This is a genomic window from Streptosporangium sp. NPDC005286 (assembly GCF_040607515.1).
Classification (GTDB): domain Bacteria; phylum Actinomycetota; class Actinomycetes; order Streptosporangiales; family Streptosporangiaceae; genus Streptosporangium.
Map to the genome: position 1 here is coordinate 1 of NZ_JBEXGU010000301.1, position 5642 is coordinate 5642.

Below are 5642 nucleotides of genomic sequence, written 5' to 3' on the forward strand. Positions count from 1 at the left end.
CCCAGACGACTGCGGAGCGCTATGGCTTCGCATCCTGATCAAGGATGCTTCCGGGAGGCTGTGACCTGGTCTTTCTCGCTACTTTGCGGCTGGTCACACAGACCCGGGTGGAGGGCCGTCTCTGCCGGGTCACGCTCCATCTCAGCTGTCTACGACCGCCATGTGATCGCCTCGTGGCCCCGGAGCGGAGCCTGCGGCCGCTGGAGCTGGGCACCACCACTTGAGACGGTTCCGTCGACGTCGTGGGCGGGGCGGCGACGGAGCGCTGACCGGTGATCATCGCTGGTGTGCCGTGGGCGCGGCCGGTCACGGCATCACGACGAGCCTCCTGCCTTTCAGGTCGGTTCGCCGCCAGGCGGTCTCGATGTCGCTCAGCGGGACCTTCTCCACGTCGAAGGTGAGCTCGCCGGACCGCGTCCACGTCACGATCTGCTGGTACACCTCGTCCATGGCCTGCGGGTCGAGACCCTTGGCCGCGCCGTAGATCTCCACGCCGGACGTGCGCAGGCTCGACGCGGCGAGGGTGAGCTCAGTTCCGGCCGACTCGCCGATCTGGACCACCCGGGTCGGCTTGCCGAACGCGAACGACCGCGGCACCAGCGCGCGCAGCAGGATCTCGCTCGGCCTACCCCACAGGTAGTCCACCACGACGTCGTAGCCGTCCCCCCCTGGCGTCGAGGTACGCCTGCGCCAGCGCCCCGTCGGAGACTGCGGTGTTGATCACCGTGTCGGCCCCAATGGCCTGTACTCCGCGCAACTGGTCGTCGTCGCGGCCGGTGGCGATGATCCGGCCGGCGCCCAGCAACCGGGCCACCTTGACCGCGAGCCGCCCGGCGACCCCGGTGGCGCCCTGCACCAGCACCGTCTCCCCGGGGACGAACCCCGCGGCCGTCTTCATCGACATGGCGGTGATGGCTGAGGCCATCACGGTCGCCACAGCCGGGTCGATGCCGTCGGGGATCGGCATGTAGGAGCCCTGGGGCACCACGGCCTTCTCGGCGAGCGCGCCGTAGGGCAGGCGGATGTTGCCGAACCCGACGAGCGTGCCGTCCGGGAGGGCGCCGATGCCGTCGAAGGCGGGGATCGCCGGAAACTGGCCGATGTACTTCTCGCTGGCGTAGTGCGTGCCGGCCGCGATCGCCTTGTCGACGTTCTCGACGGCGACCGCCTTGGCGTCGATGATCACCTCGCCGTCGCCGGCCACCGGATCGGGGAAGTCCTCATAGCGTGGGATACCGCCGGCCTCGTGGAGCACTGCTGCCTTCATCCCAGGTCCTGACCGAACAAGCGGGCGATCCGCGTCTGCCACGCCACCAGGACGCGAGGCGGACGAGCCGGCGAGTGGTTGAACCCGTGGTGGTGCGAACGGTGGTGCGTGAGCGAGTGCCGCCGCCCGCGGCCGTGGTGGGCCTGGCCCTGGTGGCCGACTGGGCGTTCGGTGTGCGCGGGAATCCCCGGAATGCGATGAGTTGCCCAGTGCAGCAGGTCGCGTAGCGAGGGCTGGTGTCTCATCGTTGCCTCCTCTGGGGCATAAGTCTCTATCACCGATAGAGAACTCTACCACTGATAGAGTCCGGATGGGAGGTGCCGGAATTGGCTCTGGACAAACAGCGGATCGTCACCGAGGCCGTCGCGCTACTGGACGCCGAGGGTCTTGACGGCGTAACCACGCGCAAACTGGCCGCCCGGCTCGGCGTACAGTCGCCGACCCTTTACTGGCACATCCCGAACAAGGCGGCGCTGGTCACCGCTATCGCCGAGGCGATCCTGGAGCAGCAGTTCCCCGAGCTGGAGCCGCCCGCTCCGGAGGAGTACTGGCAGGACTGGCTGATCGGCCTGGCTGGGCGGCTGCGCCGCGCGTTGCTGGCCCACCCGGACGGAGCCCGGATCATCGCGGCCTCCCAACTGTCCCTCAAGATGGCCGCCATCTCCGAACTGGCGATGAGCACGCTGGTCAGGCGGGGCATTCCCTTGCGGCAGGCTCGCCTGATCGTGTTGACGGTGTTGCGCTTCACCGTCGGCTACGTCCTGGAGGAACAGCTCGGCCACCCGGACGCGGACGCCCTGGACGGCTTCGACATGGCCGCGTACGCCTCGGCGTACCCCACCGTGATGGCCGGCGTGGCCGAGTACTTCCAGCCTGGCCGCACCGCCGACGATCTGTTCCGCGACTGCCTGGAACAGATCATCCATGGTCCTGCCGCGCACTCCAACCCCACGTCCTGACCGGTCAGCCGCTCCGCAGGCGAGTGAGCCCTGGCACGAGCATCCCGAGTCGCTCAACACAGCAAGCCGACATCGTCGCTGTTTCATAGGCCTTCACCTATGAAACAGCTCCTCCAGGCCCTCCGCTCCCAAAGATGCCCCCAGCCCCAAAGTAACTAGGTGAGTGATCACGGTTGCGGTTCGTGGTCGTCACGGAGGGGTGAATGCGGCTAGTTGGTCGGGGCTTCTGCCTGATCGTGTTCGTGTTGCAGACGGTCGGGCGGAGGGCGGATACAGGTGCGTCGGGAGTGGGAGCCGGAGGAACTGATCGCGGCGTGGACGCTGCTGGACGGTGACTGGGAGCTGGTGGGGAACAAGACGGGGACAACACGGCTGGGGTTCAGCCTCTTGCTGAAGTTCTTCGAGCAGGAGGGCCGGTTCCCGCGGCATGCGGGTGAGGTCCCGAAGGCTGCTGTCGACTACGTGGCCGGGCAGGTGAAGGTCGATCCGGAGCTGTTCGGGGAGTACCGGTGGTCGGGGTCGACGATCGAGTATCACAGGGCGCAGGTGCGGGAGGCCGGTGAGTCGGCGATGAGCGTGGCCCCGGGGTAGAGATCCTGCCAGTTGACGCCCCAGACGTATCCGTCGAGGTCGACGCCGGTTTCGTAGGTGATGAGCCGGTCATCGAGGGACTTGCGCCAGGTGTCGGCGGGCACGGTTGTGGTGCAGGTGGCCTGCACGCAGTGGCGGAACAGGTAGCGCAGCATCGCCGGCGCGATCCCGCTTCGCGGATCAGTGGCCGCGTGGATCACGAGTTGGTAGTCGCGCATGTAGTTCGTGAAGCCGTGGCGGAGCAGGGCCTGGTCGAAGACGTCGTCCAGAGCCTGCTGCAGTTTCACCGGATCCATGCACGCAGTTCTACCTGCCGCTGTGATCTTTCTGCTAGGCCTCCCACTCGGGTCCGCGCCACCCGGGGCAAAGTAACTCTGGGTGACGACAGAGACGGGGGTGCTCTGCTGACCGTGGCCCCCAGCTCCTAGGTAGATCACCCTGTCAGTGGCTGCTGAGAGGGCGTCAAGGTGGCCGCTTCTGGTCGCGTTATTGGCGGGAGAGTGCGCGAGTGAGGCCTGCCAGGATGGTCGTTGCGAGGATCCACCCTGCAGTGATCATCGCCGCGGCGAGCCACTGTTGTGCGCCGCGCGGGCCGAAGGCGCTCTCCTGTCCGAAGCTGATGATCGGGAGGAGCAGGTCCAGGGTGTAGAGGAAGGCGTTGAAGGGGGGAGCCTCGCCTGGCTTGAAGGCCGGTGGCTGGTGGTCGGTGAAAACGACCGTGCCGATAAGGAGAAGGGCTGCGAGCCAGAGCGCAGCGCGGAAGGGTCGGTAGCCGTACCCGACGGTCCAGTCCTGCATATATCCCCACAGCCGTGCCCCGAGCCGCCGCCCCGAGCGGCGGCGACGCTGTTTGGCCAGCAGCACGTCCCGAGCAGCCTCATCGTGGCCCTGCCGGCGGTAGACGGCGGCCAATTGCTCATAGGGTTGAGGTTGGTAGTCCTCCCTGGCCAGCCAGTCAAGTCGCTCCTGGACAGGCAGGGGAGCCTCCAGGCTGTCATAGGTGAAGCCGTTCATCAGGACGTGAGCAGGCCACCGGCTGGGAGCGTCATCGAGTACGCCGACCCGACTGTGGCGAAGGTCGACGGCCCGCAGCAGTTCCGTCTGGGGCCCGATCTTCAGCGAAGCCGCTTCCACACCACGGAGGTGAAGGTCACCGTCGATGGTGGTCTCCGCAAGGCACAGTGTGGCGGCGATCCGGGAGTTCCTGATCGAGACGTCTCCCGTGGCCGCGAAGCCTTCGCAGCAGTCGATGCCCCCGCCCGCGATCACCTCCCACAGGGACAGAGCCCGCCCGCCGGGATTACTGAGGGCGGCACCGTGAAACTCCAAGCTGCCCTCGATTCGGGCGTTGATGAGCACGATCTCCCCGTCGGCACGGAAGCCTTCGCTGCAGCTGAGCCTGCCGGTGACCCCCAGCCGACGCAGGGAAAGCGCCGTCGCACCCGGGTTGGACAACGTCCCGCCGTCGAGGTTGACCGATCCGCGGACCTGGGTGGAGTCCAGAAAGACCTCTCCGTTCGCCACAAAACCTGGTGTGAGCCGCAGTCCGCTGCCGATCTCCATCAGCGGCGCGTTCAGCGCGCGTCTTCCCGGATTGGCGAGGCTCGCCTGCGCGAAGCGGAGCGAACCAGCCACGCGGGCTCCGCGCAGGAGGACTTCACCTTCGGTCGAGAAGCCGTCATCGATGCGCAGCCCGCCCTCGACACTGAGTCTCTCCGCGTTCAGGGCGATGCCGTCCGGGTTGGACAGCTGGGCTCCGCTAAAGACGCACCGGCGCCCTATCCGGGCGTCCTGCACGCTCAGCTCCCCCCAGGAGCGGAAACCGCGGGCACACGACAACCCGCCGTCGATGACCACCCCCTCGGCGGTGAGGCTGAAGCCGCCTGACCGCCCGACCCGTGCGCCATCGAGGGTCATCGTCCCGCCGATCCTGGCGCCAACAACGCGTAACTCACCGTCGATGACGGCGTTCGCGCACAGAAGATCACGGTCGACGATCAGGCCGTCGGCATGGACGGCCTGAAGTGCGTGGATCGCTGCGCCGCTGAGATTCAGTGTCCCGGACACGTGGGCCCCGGCGAGCTGGATCGGGCCGGCCATCTCGCAGCCTTCCAGGCGCAGTGCCCCGCCGATCACAGCGTTTACGGCCTGCAGTCCGGGTGCCCGGGAGGCCGCGAGGTCCACCAGGCCGGTGCGGGCTCCGGTGAAGACCGGCGTTTCCTCGAACTCGCACTTGGTCAAGATCAGAGGGTGTTGTACCTCGGCGTACGACAGGTCCAATCGGCCCGCGATCCGGGCGCCGGACAGGTGTATGCCGGGCGTCTGCCCTTCAAGGCGTTCCCGGGCGCCGAGCAACATCCTTGCGATGATCGCAGCCCGAACGGGGGTGCCGGGAAGATCCACAGGACGCGCTGTGGGAAACGCCTCCCAGAGGGCGAGTTCCGGCTCGGACAGATCCTCGATGATCACAGGGCACTCCTGGAAGGTCGTACGCGTCGTTAAGGAGAGCCTCCAAGGTCACCACCTGTCTTAGCAACCTTCATGTTTCATGCCCGGCCCATCCCTTGGATCGCAAAGTGCGCGATTCGCAGAAATGACCGATTGTGCGAGGTCGGGGTTTCCCTTGTTCGACGAGGCGTTCGCCCAGGTCACCGCTCGCAGAACTCCTCTCACAACCGGAACGTTCTGAGAGACGGTTCTGAGACATCCACGACCTGCGCGAACGCTCTACTTGTTGGGTCGGACCGGGGCGCAGTGCTGGCCTTGCGGCCAGTCCGTTTCCCCGGCCCGCCCGCCGAACCCGGCGTGCCTCTCTCAAGGCACCG

7 protein-coding genes are annotated in these 5642 nt (G+C 67.1%); 2 read left to right on the top strand and 5 right to left on the bottom strand.

The genetic code is table 11. From position 1 onward, the window contains the following. Window positions 1–306: 306 nt before the first annotated feature. The 3 genes from ABZU75_RS44925 to ABZU75_RS44935 are packed head-to-tail and all read right to left on the bottom strand — an operon-like array spanning window position 307 to window position 1512. Window positions 307–645, bottom strand: coding sequence for a hypothetical protein (locus tag ABZU75_RS44925; protein WP_355569176.1), 339 nt, complete (start codon window positions 643–645; stop codon window positions 307–309). Then, window positions 626–1267: a zinc-binding alcohol dehydrogenase family protein gene (locus tag ABZU75_RS44930; RefSeq protein WP_355569179.1), complete on the bottom strand. Its 642-nt coding sequence runs from the start codon at window positions 1265–1267 to the stop codon at window positions 626–628. Before ABZU75_RS44930 ends, ABZU75_RS44925 begins: the two co-directional genes overlap by 20 nt. Further along, window positions 1264–1512: a hypothetical protein gene (locus tag ABZU75_RS44935; protein WP_355569182.1), complete on the bottom strand. Its 249-nt coding sequence runs from the start codon at window positions 1510–1512 to the stop codon at window positions 1264–1266. The genes ABZU75_RS44930 and ABZU75_RS44935 overlap by 4 nt, the downstream gene beginning before the upstream one ends. 81 nt (window positions 1513–1593) lie before the next feature. Between ABZU75_RS44935 and ABZU75_RS44940 the strand changes: the two genes are divergently transcribed. After that, a complete protein-coding gene (locus ABZU75_RS44940; protein ID WP_355569185.1) occupies window positions 1594–2226 on the top strand; it encodes a TetR/AcrR family transcriptional regulator C-terminal domain-containing protein in 633 nt (210 codons plus the stop codon). Window positions 2227–2502: 276 nt separating this feature from the next. Then, window positions 2503–2817 carry a DUF4158 domain-containing protein gene (locus ABZU75_RS44945; protein ID WP_355569188.1) on the top strand — a complete coding sequence of 105 codons (315 nt, stop codon included), beginning with the start codon at window positions 2503–2505 and terminating at the stop codon, window positions 2815–2817. Here ABZU75_RS44945 and ABZU75_RS44950 read toward each other — a convergent pair. Beyond that, entirely contained in the window at window positions 2760–3113 is a 354-nt protein-coding gene (locus tag ABZU75_RS44950; RefSeq protein ID WP_355569191.1) for a hypothetical protein, read from the bottom strand. The genes ABZU75_RS44945 and ABZU75_RS44950 overlap by 58 nt on opposite strands. 190 nt (window positions 3114–3303) lie before the next feature. Beyond that, the gene (locus ABZU75_RS44955; protein ID WP_355569194.1) at window positions 3304–5286 is read right to left on the bottom strand and encodes a hypothetical protein; all 1983 of its coding nucleotides are present in this window, start codon (window positions 5284–5286) and stop codon (window positions 3304–3306) included. Window positions 5287–5642: the final 356 nt, after the last annotated feature.

Bases quoted from the DNA above. Each gene is read 5' to 3' on its own strand.
- ABZU75_RS44935 (WP_355569182.1), bottom strand. From the start codon at position 1,512: ATGAGACACCAGCCCTCGCTACGCGACCTGCTGCACTGGGCAACTCAT.
- ABZU75_RS44930 (WP_355569179.1), bottom strand. From the start codon at position 1,267: ATGAAGGCAGCAGTGCTCCACGAGGCCGGCGGTATCCCACGCTATGAG.
- ABZU75_RS44950 (WP_355569191.1), bottom strand. From the start codon at position 3,113: ATGGATCCGGTGAAACTGCAGCAGGCTCTGGACGACGTCTTCGACCAG.